Origin of the sequence: Bacillus sp. GB_SG_008 (assembly GCF_052038115.1) — a bacterium.
GTDB lineage: Bacteria > Bacillota > Bacilli > Bacillales > Bacillaceae_G > Bacillus_A > Bacillus_A rhizoplanae.
In genome coordinates this window covers 1-18,224 of record NZ_JBPZSK010000017.1, presented here as the reverse complement: position 1 = coordinate 18,224, position 18,224 = coordinate 1, and the positions used below count along the sequence as shown (strand labels likewise).

Here is an 18,224-nt window from a genome sequence, read left to right as displayed (position 1 = left end):
AATGGTCCCGTGGTGTAGTGGTTAACATGCCTGCCTGTCACGCAGGAGATCGCCGGTTCGACCCCGGTCGGGACCGCCACTTATATAATATAAAGAACGAAACAATATGTTTCGTGTTTTTTTATTTACTCTAATTAAACTTATAAGACAGTCAATCTTATCCTTAGGACAACTCCTAAGGTCTTTTTTATATAATCGAAACTGAAACAAAAATAAAAAATCTGTATAATAAAGAGCAGGGAATACTAACAGTAAGGTAGGTGAAACCTTTGAATAAATATGAAATAACAACAACGTCTTCAGAAGAAACGCAGAATTTATCAGAAAAGCTTGGACAATTAGTTCAGGCGCAGGATGTTTTGATTTTAGAAGGAGACTTAGGTGCAGGTAAGACAACATTTACAAAAGGTCTTGCAAAAGGTCTTGGTGTAAAACGTGTTGTGAATAGCCCAACGTTCAATATTATTAAAGAATACAAAGGACGATTACCGCTTTATCATATGGATGTATACCGCCTAGCGGAGAGCGAAGAAGATTTAGGGTTTGATGAATATTTTTATGGTCAAGGTGTAACAGTGGTGGAGTGGGCGCATTTAATAGAGTCTTTTTTACCACTTTCACTTTTAAAAATCAGTTTATTCCACACGGGGGATAGTACAAGAAAAATTGTATTAGAGCCGAGCGGAGAACGTTATATTAGATTATGTGAGGAGCTATTACAAAATGAAAGTACTAGCAATTGATACTTCTAACTATGTAATGGGAGTTTCTCTTATTGATGGAAATATGGTTGTGGGAGAAATCATTACAAATTTAACAAAAAATCACTCTGTGCGTCTAATGCCAGCAGTAGAGCAACTTTTACAAGAATGTAACGTGAAACCAAAAGAATTAAATAAAATCGTTGTAGCAGCTGGTCCAGGCTCTTATACAGGTGTTCGTATTGGTGTAACAGTAGCAAAAACATTAGCTTGGTCATTGCAAATTCCGATTGTTGGTGTATCAAGTTTAGAAGTGCTGGCAGCAAACGGAATAAATTTCCCAGGGTATATTTGTCCGTTATTTGATGGTCGTCGTCAGCAAATTTATACGGGATTGTATACATATAGAGAACAAAAGTTGCAATCTGTGAAAGAGGATCGTATTATTCTCATTGCCGATTGGTTACAAATGTTAAAAGAGATAGGACAACCTATTTTATTTATCGGAAATGATGTAGAACAGCATAAAGATACAATTGTAGAACACTTAGGAGATCAAGCAGTATTTGCCCCGCTGACGAAACATAATCCACGCCCAAGTGAATTAGCTTTCTTGGGCTTACAGAAAGAAGAGCAATCTGTGCATACATTCGTTCCAAGTTACCTTCGTTTGGCAGAAGCAGAGGCAAAATGGTTAGAAAGTCAAACGAAATAGGGGTTTTATGAATGAACATTACATTTAGAAATATGAAGGAAGAGGATATTCCGCAAATTGTTGCGATTGAAGAAGCTTCATTTGCGACTCCTTGGACTGCCGAAGCATTTGAACGAGAATTAAAAATGAATGAGTATGCACACTACGTTGTACTGGAAACAGAGGAAGGAATTCTAGGTTATTGCGGACTTTGGGTCGTTCTTGATGAATCACATATTACGAACATTGCGGTATTACCACAATACCGTGGTCAAAGGCTCGGAGAAGTGTTATTACAAGAAGTAATGAACAAAGCGAGAGCTCTTGGAGCAAATACGATGACACTTGAAGTGCGTGTTTCAAATGAAGTTGCAAAAAAGTTATATCGGAAATTTGGTTTTCAAAATGGCGGAATTCGCAAAAGATACTATACAGACAATTATGAAGATGGTCTTGTAATGTGGGTGAACTTATGATGAAAAAAGATACAATTATACTGGGTATTGAAACAAGCTGTGATGAAACAGCTGTAGCAGTTGTGAAAAATGGACGAGAAATTTTAGCGAACATTGTAGCTTCGCAAATTGAAAGTCATAAACGTTTTGGCGGGGTTGTTCCGGAAATTGCATCTCGTCACCATGTGGAACAAATAACGGTTGTATTAGAAGAAGCGTTAAAAGAAGCGCAAATTACGTTTGAAGATATTGATGCAATTGCTGTTACAGAGGGGCCAGGCCTTGTTGGGGCATTGTTAATTGGTGTGAATGCAGCAAAAGCGGTAGCTTTTGCACATGGTATCCCGTTGGTTGGCGTGCATCATATTGCTGGTCATATTTATGCAAATCGCTTAGTACAGGAACTGCAGTTTCCATTATTGTCTCTCGTTGTATCTGGTGGACATACAGAGCTTGTTTATATGAAAGAGCATGGTTCATTTGAAGTAATTGGCGAAACAAGAGATGATGCTGCAGGAGAAGCATACGACAAGGTGGCACGTACGTTATCATTGCCATATCCAGGTGGACCGCACATTGATCGTCTTGCCCATGAAGGAGAGCCGACAATCGATCTGCCTCGTGCATGGCTGGAACCAGATTCTTATGATTTTAGTTTTAGTGGTTTAAAATCCGCAGTTATTAACACTGTGCATAACGCAAAGCAGCGCGGAGAGGAACTAACACCTGAAGATTTAGCTGCAAGTTTTCAGGCAAGTGTAATTGATGTGTTAGTAACAAAAGCAGTACGAGCAGCGGAGGAGTATGGCGTGAAGCAAGTGCTTCTTGCTGGAGGAGTTGCAGCAAATAAAGGATTGCGGGCTCGATTAGAAGAGGAGTTTGCAAATAAAAACGATATAGAGCTTATTATTCCACCGTTATCTTTATGCACAGATAACGCTGCTATGATTGCTGCAGCTGGTACGATTGCATATGAGCAAGGAAAGAGGGCAACATTAGCATTAAATGCAAATCCTGGCTTGGATATTGAATCATAGTTATTCCGCGTTTAATGAGACACTGAATTTTCGACTCTCGTTAAAGAAGATAAGTTTAGTTAAATGTTAGTGGGGCCACAGATGAAAGTTTCACTTTATACACATAATTAACCACAGCCTGTGGATAAAACCTATATTATCTGTTGATAATATAGGTTTTTTTGTGAGTATAAACTGTGGGTAAATATTATTTTATTTGTGGATAATGTGGAAAAATTAATATTTAGCTTGATAATATAAAATTGAATGTGTGAATAACACTGTGGATAAATAAAAAGGTCAGCGTAACTGCTAACCTTTTTATTTTTTATATTTGTAATTCTTCCCATTCTTCCATACATGCTTCTAATTGTTCTTGTAGTGTTTGTTTTTCTGCTGTAATATCACTTGCTCTTTCGTAATCAGCATATACTTCAGGCAGACAAAGTTGTTCTTCTAATGTAGCGATTTGCTCTTCCATTGCAGCAATGTTTTCTTCTAATTCCTCAATTCTACGCGTACGTTGGCGCTCTTGCTTTTTACGTTCTTTTTCTTCAATATAATTTAATTTTTCTTGCGCCACTTGTTTTTGTGCAGGTTTATTCGTTTCTTGTTCTTCAAGTTCTGCCCGTTCTAACATTTCATTTTTCTTTTCTATATAATAATCGTAATCGCCTAGATATTCCGCTGCCCCGTCTGTTGACAATTCAATAACTTTTGTGGCGATGCGATTAATGAAATAGCGGTCATGAGAAACAAATAAAATAGTTCCTGGAAAATCAATAAGAGCATTTTCTAATATTTCTTTACTACTTAAGTCTAAATGGTTTGTCGGTTCATCTAAAATAAGCACATTTGATTTTTGCATCATAAGTTTTGCAAGAGCTAAACGTGCTTTTTGTCCACCACTTAAAGAAGAGACTGGCTTTAAAACATCATCACCAGAAAATAAAAAGTTTCCAAGTACTGTGCGGATTTCTTTTTCTGGTTGTAGCGGGTAATCATCCCAAAGTTCATCTAATACGCGTTTTGATGATGTTAAGTTTGCTTGTTCTTGGTCATAATATCCAATAGAAACGTTAGAGCCGAATGAAAAACTGCCGTTTAAAGGACGAAGTTTATCCACAAGAGATTTTAATAAAGTGGATTTTCCGATTCCATTTGGACCTACAAGTGCAACACTATCACCTCTCGTTAATTGGAAATGAATGTGCTCAATGATTGGCTCGTTATTATAACCAATTGTGATATTTTTTACTTGTAGTACATCATTTCCACTTTGCCTATCGATATCAAAGTGGAAAGAAGCAGATTTTGTATCACCGAGTGGTTTTGTCATAAGCTCCATACGATTTAATTGTTTTTGACGACTTTGTGCCCGTTTTGTTGTGGAAGCGCGGGCGATATTTTTTTGAATGAAGTCTTGTAACTTTGTGACTTCTTCTTGCTGTTTCTCATAACGCTTCATCTCTTGTTCGTATAGCGATGCTTTAAGTTCTAAATACTTACTGTAGTTCCCCGTGTATTTTCGACTTTGTTTATTAGAGATTTCATATACCTGTGTTACGAGTTTATCTAGAAAGTATCGATCGTGTGAAACGATTAAAATAGCACCAGGATAGCCTTGTAAATATTGTTCCAGCCACGTTAATGTATCGATATCTAAATGGTTGGTTGGCTCATCCAAAATAAGCAAATCTGGTTTTGTTAATAATAATTTTCCAAGAGCTAAACGAGTTTTTTGCCCACCACTTAAAGTGGAGATTGTAGTTCCGTGTGTCTCAGAAGGAAAGCCAAGTCCGCTTAAAACAGAGCGAATATCAGCTTCGTATTGGTAGCCGCCTTTATTTTTATAATCTAATTGCAGGCGATCATACTCTGCTAACAATCTTTCGTGTACAGTGACATTTGTGAAATTTTCTTCTTTCCCCATTTCTTGTTCTAGCCTTCGGAGTTCTTTCTCCATGCGTTGCAAGTCGAGAAATACCGTTAGCATTTCATCCCAAATGGTTAATGATGTTTCAAGACCAGTGTGCTGTGCTAAGTAACCGATAGATACATCTTTCGGTTTAATAATTTCTCCACTGTCATGGGACAGTTCTCCCGCAATAATCTTTAATAATGTAGACTTTCCAGCGCCGTTACGGCCGACAAGTGCAATGCGATCACGCGTCTGTACCTCTAACTTAATGTTTGAAAGAATCACTTCAGCGGCGTATAACTTGGAAAGGTTATTCACTTGTAGTAGAATCAATGTTTTCACCTCAAATAATTTCTTAACTTTGCCATGATTATATTTCTCAATCATACTAAAAATAGTGTATAGTTGAACGTAATAGAGAAGTTCTCTCTCTATTATACAGGGAAAACTTTCAATGCTAAACTTCCGTACATGTTTCAATCACTTGAACAGATAGGAAGAGAGGAGGGGGTTGCATGGAGCAGCCTAAAATTCCGCAGGCGACTGCCAAAAGATTGCCTCTATACTATCGATTTATCCAAAACTTATCGTTATCTGGTAAGCAACGCGTATCATCTGCAGAATTAAGTGAAGCGGTGAAAGTGGATTCGGCGACGATTCGAAGAGATTTTTCATACTTTGGGGCATTAGGGAAAAAGGGATACGGCTATAACGTAAATTATTTATTGTCGTTTTTCCGCGAAACACTTGATCAAGATGATGTAACGCGTGTAGCACTAATAGGGGTAGGTAATTTAGGGACAGCTTTCTTACATTACAATTTTACGAAAAATAATAATACAAAAATTGAGATGGCATTTGACGTTGATGAAGAGAAAGTTGGAAAAGAAATCGGAGGAATTCCAGTATATCATCTGGATGAATTAGAAGAGAAATTATCCGATGATATAAAAGTGGCAATATTAACAGTACCTGCTTCTGTTGCACAAGCTGTAGCAGATCGCTTATCGCATACTGGTATACAAGGTGTTTTAAACTTTACACCTGCTAGGTTAAATATATTAGAACATATTCGAATTCATCATATCGATTTAGCGGTAGAATTACAAACGCTTGTGTACTTTTTAAAAAATTACCCACAATAAAAACGCAGGAATTCCCTGCGTTTTTATTATTTCTTCATACTACCTTTTTTCGGTTTAGAAAAAAGAAGGCGAAGTGCCAAATTAAAATCGACTGTTGCCATTATAGCGAGTAATATTGTATAAAAGTTCCAAATTGTATCTTCAACACTTGTAATTGCTAAGTATGTAAAAATACACCCAAGAAGAAAATACAAAGTTGCCATAACAAATGGTGAAGTTCGCATGTTTAAAATCCTCCGATGAATCCTTGCAATTTTTCAGCTTTTTCTATGTATGGGTGAAGTACAAATGTAATTAACATAACATTTGTATTCATCATAACATGAGCCATAATAGGTACAATAATCCGTTTTGTTTTTACATATAAAAATGAAAAAACAAGCCCCATGGAAATATACACTAATAAATGTGTAGGGTCAAAATGAATTAAAGCAAATATAAGTGAACTCACAATTGCTGCGATAAAGAAGTTATATCGTTTATATAGTGTTCCAAATAGAATCTTTCTAAATACAATTTCTTCAAGAATGGGAGCGAATATAGAAGAAACAATCATAAATAATGGAGCAGCTTTTATAATCTCGATAATGTTTTGTGTATTTTCAGATTCAGGTTTAACTTTAAAAATTTGTGTTTCAATTGTGCCAGCAATTACTTGGGCAAATAAAGCAAGAAAAACCCCCAAAATAATCCATCCTATTGTAGCGGGAATGTTTGTTTTTTCCCGATCCCATTTTTCTGATTGTGTATCGTTGCGTAATATCAAAAGGATAATAATAAGAGCAACAAAGAAGCTAATTATTCCCCAATGTGCAGTTGCCAATTGAACCTCTTCTTGAAAGCTCCTGTTTCCATTGTTGTATATTCCGCTTTTTAAAAGGAGCCACCCTCCAATTACACCTGATAATTGCATTAAAATATATGTAACAACAACCCACCAGTATTGTCTCTTCAATTTCGTAACTCCTTTTTAAATTTTTTGTAATGAAAAAGGAAAATGCTCTATCCATAGAGAAAACAACTTATGGCATCTTCTTATTGTAACATAGGAGAAGAGGGAAAAACGATGGAATATCAAATAGAATCTTCTATCAGTGCCGATCTTCCATGAAGCCAAGGATTTATATTATTGCGCTACCCATCAGGTAAAGAAGAGAAGCTTATGGAAAGACTGAAGAGGATGTAAAATAGTTTTCCGAAAAATTACGTTTTTTCACTTGCAAAAGAAAATGAGATTCTTTATTATAATAAGTGTGTTAGCACTCGAAGTGTTTGAGTGCTAATAAACATAAAATTTACATAGTAAATTGAGGAGGTTATTGTTCATGCTAAAGCCATTAGGTGATCGCGTTGTAATTGAACTTGTTCAAGCAGAAGAAAAAACAGCAAGTGGTATCGTATTACCAGACACTGCAAAAGAAAAACCACAAGAGGGTAAGGTAGTGGCAGTTGGTACTGGTCGTGTGCTTGAAAATGGTGAGCGTGTTGCTTTAGAGTTAGCTGTAGGCGATCGTATTATCTTCTCAAAATATGCAGGTACTGAAGTAAAATACGAAGGTGCAGAATACTTAATTTTACGTGAAAGCGACATTTTAGCAGTTATCAGTTAATTATATAAATCTTTAAAAATTCAAGGGGGTCAAATATTATGGCAAAAGATATTAAATTTAGTGAAGAAGCACGTCGTTCGATGCTTCGCGGTGTCGACACTCTTGCAAACGCAGTAAAAGTTACGCTTGGACCAAAAGGTCGTAACGTTGTACTTGAGAAAAAATTCGGTTCTCCGCTTATTACAAATGACGGTGTAACAATTGCAAAAGAAATTGAATTAGAAGATGCATTTGAAAACATGGGTGCAAAACTAGTAGCAGAAGTTGCTAGCAAAACAAATGATGTAGCTGGTGACGGAACGACAACTGCAACTGTATTAGCACAAGCAATGATTCGTGAAGGTTTAAAGAACGTAACAGCTGGTGCGAACCCAATGGGTCTTCGTAAAGGTATTGAAAAAGCTACTGTAGCAGCAATTGAAGAATTAAAAACGATTTCTAAACCAATCGAAGGTAAATCTTCTATCGCACAAGTAGCTGCTATTTCTGCTGATGACGAAGAAGTAGGAAAATTAATTGCAGAAGCAATGGAGCGTGTTGGTAACGACGGCGTTATTACATTAGAAGAATCTAAAGGATTCACAACAGAATTAGATGTAGTAGAGGGTATGCAGTTCGACCGTGGATATGCTTCTCCTTACATGATTACTGATTCTGATAAAATGGAAGCCGTTCTTGATAACCCATTTATCTTAATTACTGATAAAAAGGTTTCTAGCATTCAAGAGATCTTACCAGTATTAGAGCAAGTGGTACAACAAGGTAAACCACTTCTTATCATCTCTGAAGACGTAGAAGGCGAAGCGCTAGCTACATTAGTAGTAAATAAACTTCGTGGTACGTTCAACGTAGTAGCTGTTAAAGCTCCTGGCTTCGGTGATCGTCGTAAAGCAATGCTAGAAGATATCGCTATCTTAACTGGCGGTGAAGTAATTACAGAAGAATTAGGACGCGACTTAAAATCTGCGACTATCGCATCTTTAGGACGTGCTAGCAAAATTGTTGTAACGAAAGAAAATACAACAATTGTTGAAGGTGTAGGAAATACAGAACAAATCGAAGCTCGCATTGGTCAAATCCGTGCGCAGTTAGAAGAAACAACTTCTGAGTTCGATCGTGAAAAATTACAAGAGCGCCTTGCTAAATTAGCAGGTGGCGTAGCTGTAATTAAAGTAGGTGCGGCAACTGAAACTGAATTGAAAGAGCGCAAACTTCGCATTGAAGATGCACTTAACTCAACTCGTGCAGCGGTAGAAGAAGGTATTGTTGCTGGTGGTGGTACTGCACTTATGAACGTATATGCTAAAGTAGCTGGTATTGCAGCTGAAGGTGACGAAGCAACAGGTATTAACATCGTACTTCGCGCATTAGAAGAGCCAGTTCGTCAAATCGCAATCAACGCTGGTTTAGAAGGTTCTGTTGTTGTAGAACGCTTAAAAGGTGAAAAAGTAGGCGTTGGTTTCAACGCAGCAACAGGCGAGTGGGTAAACATGCTTGAGTCTGGTATCGTAGATCCAACGAAAGTAACTCGTTCTGCTCTTCAAAACGCAGCATCTGTTGCAGCAATGTTCTTAACAACTGAAGCAGTTGTTGCTGACAAACCAGAACCAGCTGGTGCTGCTGGAATGCCTGACATGGGCGGCATGGGCATGGGCGGTATGGGCGGCATGATGTAATCTGCCCTTTCTGTGAAGCTGTTCAATGTATAAATAGTTAGTAAGAAGAAGACTACTTCCTTAATTAAAGGAGGTAGTCTTTTTTTGTGCTTTTAAAGTTTGCGTACCAAGAATTTCTTGAAGACCGTAAGTTTAGGAATACAACGAAGGTAAATATTCAAAATTATAAGGTTCTCTTGGGTGGCTTTATTGATTACTGTCACGATAATGACATTTTGAATGTTGAAGAAGTCAAAAGTATTCATGTTAAAGGTTATTTACGTTATTGCCAAGATAAAGGTAATTCCGCTAACACGATAAATACGAAGTTACAACGCATTAGGGCATTTTTTAACTTCTTGTTTGAAGAGAAAATTGTAAGCGAAAATGTAGCTTCTAAAATTCAACGTCAAAAAGTAGATGTGAAAATTAATGTTTTCAGTGATGAACAAATTAATCAGGTGTTGGCATATTATCGTGGCCTTGGAAGAAGGGAAAAAAGCTACTTTGCTTATAGAGGCTATATGTTGATAGTAACCTTTTTAGGAACGTATGAAAGAAAAGTAAACCGAAGGGGGATTCTATATGGTTCTTATGGCGATGCCTCCATCACCCAGCAGATCCAAATAATGCGGAAAAAGCCTACGCTGCTGTAGTAAAGGCAGAAGGTGCAGATTTTTTTCTTCTGGGAAAGTGAATATACATAAGAAGACTACTATGAGAAAAGTGTATACACAAGTAAACTGGGTGGATAAAGAGTTTCCTTTTCCGGACGTTATTTTTGCCGAATTTGAAAGGGGTTTAAATTAAGAAGTAAAGACCAAGAAATTTTGAAAATGCACAAATTGAACATTCTTTGAAGCTATTTAAAACACATACATTTACTCGAAATCAGGAATTAGTGAAAGTACCCTGGTTAGGGGCCAAAAACGTCAGTAAGGGGGAGAATGGATTTGAAGGAAATTAAATTTTTCTTGAATGATGACATATTGAAAGAATTACAACAGATAGAATCAATTAAAAGATATTCCTTAGTGGACGCGGCAAACAAAGTATTAGAAAGGTATGCCTAACGTTATGCAAACATGGAAAGAAGTACAACCTTAGTAATAGAGAGTGCTATGAAGCGATATGTACAGAATAAGCGAAATCCCAAGGTATAATAACCTTGGGTATTTTTGTGAATTTATAAAAACATTACCAAATGAAGTGTATTAAATATGACCCTTATTTATATTTGTATCAGCTAAATATTTAGCATAAAGAATCGTATTTTTAGCGACATCTAATTCAACACTATATATAACAGGTGCACCTGGTCTCCAATTTACCTCAAACAACCATAGTTTTTGGTTTTCATCGATCCCGACATCAATTCCTAATTCATCCAACGATTCATTATCATATAAAGAATCAAAATGGTTAGAAAAGCTTAACGCAAATTGTTCAAGATATCTTTGAATATCGTACCAGGAGTCATCAAACTCTGTTTTTAAGAAAACATCTAGATAAGCACTATAACCACCAATACCCATATTTGATGTAATAGTCCCCAAACGTCCAATCCTTGGGTAAATAGAAGTAATAACCCATTTTCCTTCTCCATTTTTTTGTACATGAAGACGGAAATCAAAAACAAGACCAGATTTTGTTTGACTTGAAATAAACTGTTGAACTAAGTAATCTGGTTCTTGTATTTTATTAGATATCAAGTTTAGCAATTGTTTTTTATCAATAGTTGATAATATGCCTGCCTCATTAATTTTATAATGATTTGTTCCATATTTTTCAATAAGAACAACGCCCCCACCTTGATGTCCAGACCTTGGTTTAATAATAACCTTTTTATAACGTTTGATCATGTCAAAAAAAATCTGAACATCAGTTAATACTTTAAAAGGAATAAGGTATGGTTCAAATTCCTTTGCCCGTTTAATTCTGTTATATACGGCTAATTTGTCTCCGATTGAATGACTTGTAAACGGAATCCTTTCGGATAAATAATCAAAAACTTGCTCCGCTTTATCACTTACAGGATAACTTGCATTATAAATGGCATCTGGAAAGGGAAATTCCTTTTCAATCCATTTACCGTTTTCATAGGCCTTCCCTAAAATTTTTTGCTTTTCTAGATTTACATTTCCCGGGGTAAAGTAAAAAAAGTTTATACCTTCAGCTTTTGCTACAGCGGCATAAGCATACGCCTTTTTTACATTATTTGGATTTGACCGATGATGAAGCATGCCTATTAGCGTCATGATATTTCTATTCCACCTCTCTTTAAATTCCTCTTCCAAATGAAAAGACTAGAAATTTTTTCAATCATTTTACAATCTGTAAGTGTTTAAGATAGAGTTTGCTAGCTCTCTATTTTCATCAAAAAGGCGCATTAAAGGCAGAAAAGTATAAGAACGGTTTTTAAATTGTTCAATACAGAAAAAACTGTTTTTAAAAGTTCCAAATGAATCAGGAAGACAATGACCGATATTCCCATATAAGGAAAATGGTTTTGCTACAAGGAAGAATACAAGAGGATAGGAATCCCCCTTTTATATCGTTAGGTGGAGGAAGGTTTGCTGGAACCCCTTTTGATTTTCTGCTCTATTTTGCTTTTCCAAAATCGATTCTAGAATTGAATAAACACTCATGTTCGATTTGCGAATGTTTCTCTTAATTCTTCTAATTTGTAATAAAAATATCTATTTTTATATATAAGTTCATGATTTGTCACTCCGAAATTTCAAATTGGTTGGTTCAAGATAGAAACGTACCTCGCTGGCTGCTTCCCTAGCAATTCTTTTTGCTTCTTCTTTATCATCTGAGGATGCAAGAATGTATCCACAACGATCTCCCATTGATATAGGCGGACGCAAAATTTGTCCTTGTCGGGGTTTTATATACACCTCTTCTACACCGGGATATTGAGAGCTGCGATTTTTTCCCGTTACCTTAATTAATTTTCCTTTAGAATCAACTGTTAAATAATGTGCGTATACATACTTACTGTGTTTTTTAGTAAGGCAAGGCTCATTTCCTAACATTAATTGAATGGTTTCCTCTACCAAATTAATTCCATATCCGACTTCAATAATTCGATTCATCGCACCACCTGAGATTCTTGGGTTGATTTCAACTAATTTCCATGATCCTTGTACTAAGCGCATTTCAAGGTGACAGGCACCATTGTTCATTTGAAAAGTCTTTAAGATGGAACTGATTGTCTCATGGATTTTATCGTATAAGTTTTGATCAATATCTGTTAGCAAATCATATCCGGTTACAATAAAGCGTTGAAAAAACGTAATCTCTTGCTCAATTATTGCGATAATATGAACTTTTCCATTGTGTACTAAAGCCTCAATCAAATATTGGGGTCCTATTAGATACTCCTCTAGCAAAACCTGGTCATTTTTTGTTAGTAATTTTTGTATTGCTAGCTTTAATTGGTTCTCGTCATTTGCCAAAATAACATCTTTTGATCCTGCAGATACGGGGGATTTTACAATAAGAGGTAAATAGTTCTTTTGTTTATCAATAAACTTCTCTAAGGAATCATCAGGTGTATAAATGGCAAAATAGGGGGACATTGGAAGGTCTTTGAGAAGCTCGCGAGTTAAAACTTTATTTTCCATTTTTAAAATTGGATCACTAGAGGCTAAACTTGGACAAAATTCTTCTGATAAGGATGCTGCTACATGAACGTAAGGATCTACAAAACTAAAAATACCTTTTATTTGTTTACCTTGTTTTTGTAACTCGATGATGTTTTCTTTTAAGTTCTCGTAATTGGATAATCCCACTAAAATCATTTGATGGACATCGGAAAATTCTGTTCTTTGATGAATGAATCTTTGTTTATTGGTTAATAACACCGTAAAAAAGCCGAGTCGTTCTGCTGCTTTGATTGCTTCTCTACACGACCCAGATTTATTAGTTTCAATAAAAACAATGGTTTTCATATGCTTACGCCATCCTTCTTTGCGGCTTTTATGAAGTATTTTGTTTCTACACTTGTATAATATAAATACTTGTCAAGGCTTGTTCTCAACTCTTTACTTAATTTACAAAATTAGTAGTAAACAAGAAGCCATCGAGTTGCTAGAAAAATGTTGGGTTCCCAAAAGGGAGTATAAAAAACGACCGTTTTATAAACGATTGCAAAAGAAATCAAAGAAATGGATAAATATGATTGAATTTGTACATAAAAGGCAATTCGATTATACAAGACAAAGGAATACACCATTAAGAAAATTACAGAAATGAATGGTGTTTCAAAGGCAAAGCTTTATCAGGCATTAAAGGAATTTTAACCAATGGGGGAAATGAGGAATCCCCTCTCAAGTTGATCCCCTTATAGTAGACAGAAAAAAGAAGGCATACTAATCTGTCTACTATGGAGGGGATTTTTTGTAGGGGAAAGTAAGAGAACAACATACGATGTTGAATTCAAGAAAAAAGCCGTTGATTTAAAGCTATTTTTAAAGCTTTATTTTCTTCTATTATATATTCAAATGAATGGGCGGCATGATGTAATTTCATGCGCCGCGAAACATCCATCTCTTTATAGAGATGGATGTTTTTTGTTCTATAAGCAGTAAAATATAAAGTGAAACTTCCATCAGTGGTTTTTTTCATCCCCACTAATGGTTAGTTGAACCAATCGGGCTTTTACGGGCAGTTGTCCCCCGCTTATCTTCCTCGCTTCTCTCTAAAACTTGAGGTGGGAGGCTTACTGCCCGTTAATGCGGGATAAAAAAGATAGGTGTTTCGGGAAACTGTCTATAAGATGTTGACTCGTTCGAATAACTGTTAGTGAAGCTGGGGTTGAAGGAAGTTTCTCTATACAGGAAAATAATTTCTGTAGAATTTTGTCGCTTTCTCTCTTGACCGTATTCATACTTCATTGTTAGAATCTAGGAAGATAATATAAAGTATTCCTTCATATATCCTCAATAATATGGATTGAGAGTCTCTACCGGGTTACCGTAAACAACCTGACTATGAAGGCAGTGTGTCTATGTTTATAAGGAACGGATTCCTTTATAGGGCTAGACTCCTGCCTTTTCTTTGTTATGAGACTGAGGGCAGGGGACTGGCTTTTTTTATTATATTGGTAATTGTTTTTACCAAATTGGTGAAAATGTTTATATACAGAACTATGGGGTGATTATTTTGAAGAAACAGCACGATACGATTATCGTTTTAGATTTTGGAAGTCAGTACAACCAGTTAATTGCACGTCGCATTCGTGAGTTTGGCGTGTATAGTGAACTTCATCCGCATACAATTACAGCAGAAGAAATTAAAGCGATGAATCCAAAAGGAATTATTTTCTCTGGTGGACCAAACAGTGTATATGGCGAAAGTGCATTCCACTGTGACGAAAAAATCTTTGACTTAGGCTTACCGATCTTCGGTATTTGCTACGGCATGCAGTTAATGACAAAACACTTTGGTGGAAAAGTAGAACGTGCAGACCATCGTGAGTACGGAAAAGCAGTATTAAAAGTAGAGAATCAATCGAAATTATATACAAATCTTCCAGAAGAACAAGTTGTTTGGATGAGCCATGGCGACTTAGTAACGGGCTTACCAGAAGGTTTCGTAGTAGATGCAACAAGTGAATCTTGCCCAATTGCTGGTATGAGCAACGAAGCACAAAACTTATACGGCGTACAATTCCACCCGGAAGTACGTCATTCTGAGCACGGTAATGATTTGATTAAGAACTTTGTATTCGGTGTTTGTGGTTGTACTGAAGGCTGGAACATGGAAAACTTCATTGAAGTAGAATTAGAAAAGATTCGTGAAACAGTTGGCGACAAAAAAGTACTATGCGCACTTAGCGGCGGTGTAGATTCTTCTGTTGTAGCAGTATTAATTCATAAAGCAATCGGTGATCAATTAACATGTATTTTCGTTGACCACGGCTTACTTCGTAAAGGAGAAGCTGAAGGGGTTATGAAAACATTTAGCGAAGGATTCCACATGAACGTTGTTAAAGTGGATGCACAAGAACGCTTTATGAGCAAATTAGCAGGTGTTGAAGATCCAGAACAAAAACGCAAAATCATCGGTAACGAATTTATTTATGTATTTGATGATGAAGCATCTAAATTAGAAGGAATGGACTTCTTAGCGCAAGGTACACTATACACTGATATTATTGAAAGTGGTACAGCAACTGCACAAACAATTAAGTCTCATCATAACGTTGGTGGACTTCCAGAAGATATGCAATTCAAATTAATTGAACCATTAAATACATTATTTAAAGATGAAGTACGTGAGTTAGGATCTGAACTAGGGATTCCGGATGAAATCGTATGGCGTCAACCATTCCCAGGTCCAGGACTTGGTATTCGTGTATTAGGTGAAATTACAGAAGAAAAACTAGAAATCGTTCGTGAATCTGATGCGATTTTACGTGAAGAAATCAAAAAAGCTGGTTTAGACCGTGAAGTTTGGCAGTATTTCACTGCGCTTCCTGGCATGCGAAGCGTAGGTGTTATGGGTGACGAGCGTACGTACGATTACACAGTAGGTATTCGTGCTGTAACATCTATCGATGGTATGACAGCAGACTGGGCACGTATTCCTTGGGATGTATTAGAGAAGATCTCTGTACGTATCGTAAATGAAGTAAAACACGTGAACCGTATCGTGTATGATATAACAAGTAAGCCACCAGCAACAATTGAGTGGGAATAAAGTGGATTTCATGATATAGAAGACGATCCATCTATACTTTGATGTGTAGATGGATCGTCTTTTTTTGTTTTTATACGAACGAAATTGGGATTTCAATAAAAAACGTTCGCTTTTGGATTGACACTTGGATGTATATAAGTTAATATGAGTATGTGATTAAGAATAAAAGTGAATATTACAGCCGTCGTATAATATCGGGAATATGGCCCGAAAGTTTCTACCTAGCTACCGTAAATGGCTTGACTACGAGGCGTTTTAATATAAAGATAAGGGATAATTATCTTTGTTTACAGACGCTTCCATGTATATGCAATGGAAGCCTTTTTTATTTTTATAGATAAAAGAGGGGCTAGGAAGGGTTACGACGAGCAATTATATAACGGGGGAAACATAGGATGAAACGTTACTTTCAGTTCGATGAACTTGGCACAAATTATAAAACAGAGTTCATTGCAGGATTAACAACATTTTTATCTATGGCGTATATTTTATTTGTCAATCCTGCTACATTGTCGTTAGGGCATATTAAAGGACTACCGGCAGGAACAGGAATGGATCCGGGTGCAGTGTTTGTTGCAACTGCTTTAGCAGCAGCAATTGGCTCGCTAATTATGGGGGTTTTTGCAAAATATCCAATTGCATTAGCACCGGGAATGGGAATTAATGCTTTCTTTGCTTACACAGTTCTATTGACAATGCAGATTCCATGGCAAACAGCGATTGCTGGGACATTAGTATCAGGTATTCTTTTTATCATTCTTACAGCTTCTGGTATTCGTGAGAAGATTATTAACGCAATTCCAACAGAGTTGAAATTTGCAGTAGCTGCAGGGATTGGATTATTTATCGCGTTTATTGGCTTTCAAAATGCCGGAATTATTGTGAAAAATGATGCTGTGCTTGTTGGTTTAGGGGACTTAACAAAAGGAACAACATTACTTACGATTTTTGGTGTAGTTATAACTGTTATTTTAATGACAAGAAAAGTTAATGGAGCAGTATTTTATGGGATGGTTCTTACAGCAATTGCTGGTGTAGTAACAGGATTAATTGATACGCCAAAGGCAGTTATTGGTTCTGTACCAAGTTTAGAACCGACATTCGGAGTTGCTCTTCAACATATTGGTGATATTTTCACTCCTGAAATGTTTGTTGTTATTTTAACTTTCTTCTTTATCGATTTCTTTGATACAGCAGGAACGCTTGTTGCAGTTGCGAATCAAGCAGGCTTAATGAAAGATAATAAATTACCACGTGCAGGAAAAGCATTAATCTCTGATGCGATTGCAACTGTAATCGGAGCAATACTTGGTACATCTACAACGACGTCTTATATTGAATCCTCTGCAGGGGTAGCAGCTGGAGGACGTTCCGGATTTACAGCAGTTGTAACAGCAGGATTTTTCTTATTAGCGCTTTTCTTTTCACCATTATTAAGTGTAGTAACACCAGCTGTAACAGCGCCAGCTTTAATTATTGTAGGGATTTTGATGGTATCATCATTAGGGGAAATTGATTGGAAGAAATTCGAAATTGCAGTACCGGCATTTTTTACGATTATTACAATGCCGCTCACATACAGTATCGCGACAGGGATTGCGATTGGTTTTATCTTTTATCCAATTACAATGGTTGTAAGTGGTCGTCGTAAAGAGATTCATCCAATTATGTATGTGATGGGAGTTTTATTCGTACTTTATTTTGTCTACGTTCGTAAATAAAAGGGGTTTTTTGAAAGGACTAGGAGGGGATGCCTAGTCCTTTTTTGTATCTTTAGGAGTTTTTATAATAAAAGTATATGGTAGAAGAACTGAGGGGAGAGTATAGAAAACGAGAAAAATAAGTTCCGGGCACCGCTTACGTTTATTATTGGGTATTTGTATTTACTGCGTGATTATTCGATTCATAGTTTCTTTAACAATTTATATAAGAAAAATAAGGTGAAACTTCCATTAGTAGTAGAGAGCTTTACCCCTCAATGATGGTTAATTGAACCAATCGGAATCTTACTGCCCACGAGTAGCTGGGTAAATCGATACAGCCTCATGTTAAAAAGGTTTATTGTAATTAATAAACCTTTTTATATTTTCTTAGAAAAACATATTGACGTTTAATATAAAAGGGTGTAATATTCTAGAAGTCGCTGATGCAACAGAGCAGAAAGCGAAAACGAAATGAAAAACCTAGTTGACATTGAAAAACAAAGATGTTAACATAAGGAAGTCGCAATTGAGCGACAAACAAGTTCTTTGAAAACTGAACGAAACAAACAACGTGAAACGTCAATTTTTATTTATGATGCTAGACAAACACTTT

General features: G+C 36.4%; 15 protein-coding genes, 1 tRNA gene and 2 riboswitches. Of the genes, 11 read left to right on the top strand and 5 right to left on the bottom strand.

The window, feature by feature from the left end; translation table 11 throughout:
- The first annotated feature begins 3 nt into the window (after positions 1-3).
- The 5 genes from ACTDJC_RS22060 (at position 4) to tsaD (ending at position 2,887) form a co-directional block, all read left to right on the top strand.
- Positions 4-79: transfer RNA gene (locus ACTDJC_RS22060), tRNA-Asp, on the top strand.
- A 190-nt stretch (positions 80-269) separates the two neighbouring features.
- The gene (gene tsaE / locus ACTDJC_RS22055; protein WP_440604690.1) at positions 270-743 is read left to right on the top strand and encodes a tRNA (adenosine(37)-N6)-threonylcarbamoyltransferase complex ATPase subunit type 1 TsaE; all 474 of its coding nucleotides are present in this window, start codon (positions 270-272) and stop codon (positions 741-743) included.
- Entirely contained in the window at positions 724-1,416 is a 693-nt protein-coding gene (tsaB, locus tag ACTDJC_RS22050) for a tRNA (adenosine(37)-N6)-threonylcarbamoyltransferase complex dimerization subunit type 1 TsaB (protein ID WP_098309787.1), read from the top strand. The genes tsaE and tsaB overlap by 20 nt, the downstream gene beginning before the upstream one ends.
- An 11-nt stretch (positions 1,417-1,427) precedes the next feature.
- A complete protein-coding gene (rimI, locus tag ACTDJC_RS22045; protein WP_098309786.1) occupies positions 1,428-1,871 on the top strand; it encodes a ribosomal protein S18-alanine N-acetyltransferase in 444 nt (147 codons plus the stop codon).
- Positions 1,871-2,887 carry a tRNA (adenosine(37)-N6)-threonylcarbamoyltransferase complex transferase subunit TsaD gene (gene tsaD / locus ACTDJC_RS22040; protein ID WP_440604689.1) on the top strand — a complete coding sequence of 339 codons (1,017 nt, stop codon included), beginning with the start codon at positions 1,871-1,873 and terminating at the stop codon, positions 2,885-2,887. Before rimI ends, tsaD begins: the two co-directional genes overlap by 1 nt.
- A 307-nt stretch (positions 2,888-3,194) precedes the next feature.
- Here the strand turns inward: tsaD and ACTDJC_RS22035 are convergent, their stop codons facing one another.
- The gene (locus ACTDJC_RS22035) at positions 3,195-5,120 is read right to left on the bottom strand and encodes an ABC-F family ATP-binding cassette domain-containing protein (protein ID WP_218007850.1); all 1,926 of its coding nucleotides are present in this window, start codon (positions 5,118-5,120) and stop codon (positions 3,195-3,197) included.
- Positions 5,121-5,302: 182 nt separating this feature from the next.
- Between ACTDJC_RS22035 and ACTDJC_RS22030 the strand changes: the two genes are divergently transcribed.
- The gene (locus tag ACTDJC_RS22030; RefSeq protein WP_098309783.1) at positions 5,303-5,932 is read left to right on the top strand and encodes a redox-sensing transcriptional repressor Rex; all 630 of its coding nucleotides are present in this window, start codon (positions 5,303-5,305) and stop codon (positions 5,930-5,932) included.
- A gap of 26 nt (positions 5,933-5,958) precedes the next feature.
- Here the strand turns inward: ACTDJC_RS22030 and ACTDJC_RS22025 are convergent, their stop codons facing one another.
- Together ACTDJC_RS22025 and ACTDJC_RS22020 are read right to left on the bottom strand one after the other, a co-directional pair.
- On the bottom strand, positions 5,959-6,156 hold the full coding sequence (locus ACTDJC_RS22025) for a YdiK family protein (RefSeq protein ID WP_098309782.1): 198 nt from the start codon (positions 6,154-6,156) through the stop codon (positions 5,959-5,961).
- A 2-nt stretch (positions 6,157-6,158) separates the two neighbouring features.
- Positions 6,159-6,887: a CPBP family intramembrane glutamic endopeptidase gene (locus ACTDJC_RS22020; RefSeq protein WP_098309781.1), complete on the bottom strand. Its 729-nt coding sequence runs from the start codon at positions 6,885-6,887 to the stop codon at positions 6,159-6,161.
- A gap of 370 nt (positions 6,888-7,257) precedes the next feature.
- Between ACTDJC_RS22020 and groES the strand changes: the two genes are divergently transcribed.
- The 3 genes from groES to ACTDJC_RS22005 all read left to right on the top strand — a co-directional run bounded on the left by groES (position 7,258) and on the right by ACTDJC_RS22005 (position 9,853).
- The gene (groES, locus tag ACTDJC_RS22015; protein WP_098309780.1) at positions 7,258-7,542 is read left to right on the top strand and encodes a co-chaperone GroES; all 285 of its coding nucleotides are present in this window, start codon (positions 7,258-7,260) and stop codon (positions 7,540-7,542) included.
- A gap of 38 nt (positions 7,543-7,580) precedes the next feature.
- The gene (gene groL, locus ACTDJC_RS22010; RefSeq protein WP_440604688.1) at positions 7,581-9,218 is read left to right on the top strand and encodes a chaperonin GroEL; all 1,638 of its coding nucleotides are present in this window, start codon (positions 7,581-7,583) and stop codon (positions 9,216-9,218) included.
- Positions 9,219-9,304: 86 nt separating this feature from the next.
- Positions 9,305-9,853, top strand: coding sequence for a tyrosine-type recombinase/integrase (locus ACTDJC_RS22005; protein WP_440604687.1), 549 nt, complete (start codon positions 9,305-9,307; stop codon positions 9,851-9,853).
- A 558-nt stretch (positions 9,854-10,411) separates the two neighbouring features.
- On the opposite strand, the gene ACTDJC_RS22000 is transcribed toward ACTDJC_RS22005, so the two are convergent.
- Positions 10,412-11,455, bottom strand: a complete 1,044-nt coding sequence (locus ACTDJC_RS22000) for a YheC/YheD family endospore coat-associated protein (RefSeq protein WP_440604686.1) — start codon at positions 11,453-11,455, stop codon at positions 10,412-10,414.
- 459 nt (positions 11,456-11,914) lie between these two features.
- Positions 11,915-13,156 (bottom strand): ATP-grasp domain-containing protein, encoded by a 1,242-nt coding sequence (locus ACTDJC_RS21995; RefSeq protein ID WP_440604685.1) that lies wholly within the window; start codon positions 13,154-13,156, stop codon positions 11,915-11,917.
- Between the two features lie 960 nt (positions 13,157-14,116).
- Positions 14,117-14,218, top strand: a riboswitch (purine riboswitch).
- Between the two features lie 151 nt (positions 14,219-14,369).
- Here ACTDJC_RS21995 and guaA point away from each other — a divergent pair.
- Positions 14,370-15,908 (top strand): glutamine-hydrolyzing GMP synthase, encoded by a 1,539-nt coding sequence (gene guaA / locus ACTDJC_RS21990; protein ID WP_440604684.1) that lies wholly within the window; start codon positions 14,370-14,372, stop codon positions 15,906-15,908.
- Between the two features lie 163 nt (positions 15,909-16,071).
- A riboswitch (purine riboswitch) is annotated at positions 16,072-16,174 on the top strand.
- Between the two features lie 129 nt (positions 16,175-16,303).
- Positions 16,304-17,629, top strand: a complete 1,326-nt coding sequence (locus ACTDJC_RS21985; RefSeq protein ID WP_440604683.1) for an NCS2 family permease — start codon at positions 16,304-16,306, stop codon at positions 17,627-17,629.
- Positions 17,630-18,224: the final 595 nt, after the last annotated feature.

Excerpts from the sequence above, each read along its gene's own strand:
- groES (WP_098309780.1), top strand. The coding sequence starts at position 7,258 with ATGCTAAAGCCATTAGGTGATCGCGTTGTAATTGAACTTGTTCAAGCA.
- rimI (WP_098309786.1), top strand. The coding sequence starts at position 1,428 with ATGAACATTACATTTAGAAATATGAAGGAAGAGGATATTCCGCAAATT.
- tsaD (WP_440604689.1), top strand. The coding sequence starts at position 1,871 with ATGAAAAAAGATACAATTATACTGGGTATTGAAACAAGCTGTGATGAA.
- ACTDJC_RS21985 (WP_440604683.1), top strand. The coding sequence starts at position 16,304 with ATGAAACGTTACTTTCAGTTCGATGAACTTGGCACAAATTATAAAACA.
- ACTDJC_RS22000 (WP_440604686.1), bottom strand. The coding sequence starts at position 11,455 with ATGACGCTAATAGGCATGCTTCATCATCGGTCAAATCCAAATAATGTA.
- ACTDJC_RS22030 (WP_098309783.1), top strand. The coding sequence starts at position 5,303 with ATGGAGCAGCCTAAAATTCCGCAGGCGACTGCCAAAAGATTGCCTCTA.
- groL (WP_440604688.1), top strand. The coding sequence starts at position 7,581 with ATGGCAAAAGATATTAAATTTAGTGAAGAAGCACGTCGTTCGATGCTT.
- ACTDJC_RS22025 (WP_098309782.1), bottom strand. The coding sequence starts at position 6,156 with ATGCGAACTTCACCATTTGTTATGGCAACTTTGTATTTTCTTCTTGGG.
- ACTDJC_RS21995 (WP_440604685.1), bottom strand. The coding sequence starts at position 13,156 with ATGAAAACCATTGTTTTTATTGAAACTAATAAATCTGGGTCGTGTAGA.
- tsaB (WP_098309787.1), top strand. The coding sequence starts at position 724 with ATGAAAGTACTAGCAATTGATACTTCTAACTATGTAATGGGAGTTTCT.